Here is a 1,947-nt window from a genome sequence, read left to right as displayed (position 1 = left end):
GCCCAAACGCTTCGGCATGATCGACCGCAAGGCGCAGCGCCGCATCGCCGAAGAAGCACTTGCTCGTGCCGGCGCCGCCGACATCCACCCGCTGGCGCTGGTCAAGGACCTACCGCTGTCGCGCCGGCAGATGGTCGAGATCGCCAAGGCATTGGCACGCAAGCCGCGCATCCTCATCCTCGACGAAGCGACCTCGGCGCTGACGGCAGCGGATGTCTCGAAGATCTTCGCAGTGCTCAAGCGGCTGCGCTCGGAAGGGCTGGCGCTGCTTTACATCTCGCACCGCATGAACGAGATCGCCGAACTGGCGGATCAGTGCACGGTGTTCCGCAACGGCCGCAATGTCGCCAGCTATCCAGCCGGCTCGAAGAGCGACAATGAGGTGGTCGAACTGATGATCGGCCGCGAATACAGCCATATCTTTCCGCCCAAGCCGGCGGCCGTGCCTGCCGCCGCGGCCCCCAGGCTCGAGGCCCGCAAGCTCTCATGGGCCGACCGGCTGCACGACATCTCGCTGACCGTCAGGGCAGGTGAGGTGGTCGGCCTTGGCGGCCTCGACGGCCAGGGCCAGCGCGAATTGCTGCTCGCCTTCTTCGGCGTGCTGCGGGGCCTCAGCGGCCAGATCCTGATCGACGGCAAGTCGGTCTCGATCACCAGCCCATCCGTTGCGCGCGACGACGGCATCGGCATGGCGCTGATTCCCGAGGACCGCAAGACCGAAGGGCTGATGCTGCCGATGACGGTGCGCGAGAACCTGTCCTTCGCGGCGCTCGACCGGCTGTCGAAAGCCGGCATCATCGACCGTGCCGCCGAGCAGCGGCTGATCGACGACATGGTAGGCCTCTTGGCGATCAAGACGGCGGGCCTCGACATTCCGGTCGGCGCGCTTTCGGGCGGCAACCAGCAGAAAGTGGTCATCGCCAAATGGCTGATGCGCCAGCCACGCATCATCCTGCTCAACGATCCGACGCGCGGCATCGACGTCGGCACCAAGCAGGAGCTGTACCAGCTGATGCGCAAACTGGCCGACGCGGGTGCTGCGATCCTGTTCTACTCGACCGACTATGATGAACTGATCGGCTGCTGCGATCGCGTGCTGGTGCTCTATGACGGGGCGGTCAAGCGCGAGCTGGTCGGTGCCGAGATCACCGAGCGGGCGCTGATATCAAGCGCGCTCAATATCCATGGCGAGGACAGCCCGGTGGGCCTGGGAGCAAGCGCGTGAAAGATTGGCGCTACTGGCTGGCCGAGCAGCGCGGAACTCTGCTGGCGCTCGGCATCTTCATCGTCATGTTCGTCATCTACACCTCGAACCATCCGGCGGGCTTCACCGCCAATGTCGTGCAGACGGCGTCGAACAAGGGCGTGCTGCTCGCCTTTGTCGCCATGGCGCAGACGCTGGTGGTGATCACCGCCGGCATCGACTTGTCCGTCGGTATGATCTTCCTGCTCACCAACTGCCTCGCCTCCTGGCTGGTGGTTGGCACGCCGATGCAGACGACGCTCGGTGTCATCGCCGTGCTGGCGGTGGGGCTGTTGTGCGGCGCGATCAACGGCGCCATCGTCATCTATGGCCGGCTGCAGCCGATTGTCGCCACCATTGCCACTGGCGCCGTCTATTACGGCATCGGCCTTTTGCTGCGGCCATTCCCTGGCGGCTCGGTCAATGAGGATCTGGCCGATGCGCTGACCGGCCGTGTGTTCGGCGTGGTGCCGGCGAGCCTGGTCGTCCTGCTGGCCATCGTGCTGGTGATCTGGGTGCCGTTCAGCCGCTCGGTGCTCGGCCGCGCGGCCTACGCGGCCGGCTCGTCGGAGACGGCGGCCTACATGTCCGGCGTGCCGATCCGGCGCGGCAAGTTCGCTGCCTACACGCTGGCCGGCCTGCTGGCGGCGATCGGCGGACTGTTCCTGACTTTCTTCACCTATACGGGCGAGGCGGCCTATGCC

Annotated in this window: 2 protein-coding genes; both read left to right on the top strand. The window is 65.9% G+C overall.

Annotated elements, in window-relative coordinates; translation table 11 throughout:
- The coding region (locus tag EN893_RS31515) for a sugar ABC transporter ATP-binding protein (protein WP_164901283.1) at nt 1-1,225 on the top strand (1,225 nt) is incomplete at its 5' end.
- Nucleotides 1,222-1,947, top strand: a 726-nt coding sequence (locus tag EN893_RS31510; RefSeq protein ID WP_164901282.1) for an ABC transporter permease, incomplete at its 3' end; no start/stop codon positions are given. The genes EN893_RS31515 and EN893_RS31510, both read left to right, overlap by 4 nt.

Origin of the sequence: Mesorhizobium sp. M7A.F.Ca.CA.004.04.2.1 (assembly GCF_004022825.1) — a bacterium.
Lineage (GTDB): Bacteria > Pseudomonadota > Alphaproteobacteria > Rhizobiales > Rhizobiaceae > Mesorhizobium.
Note: the sequence above shows the minus strand (reverse complement) of the source record. Positions and strands in the feature narration are given on the sequence as shown.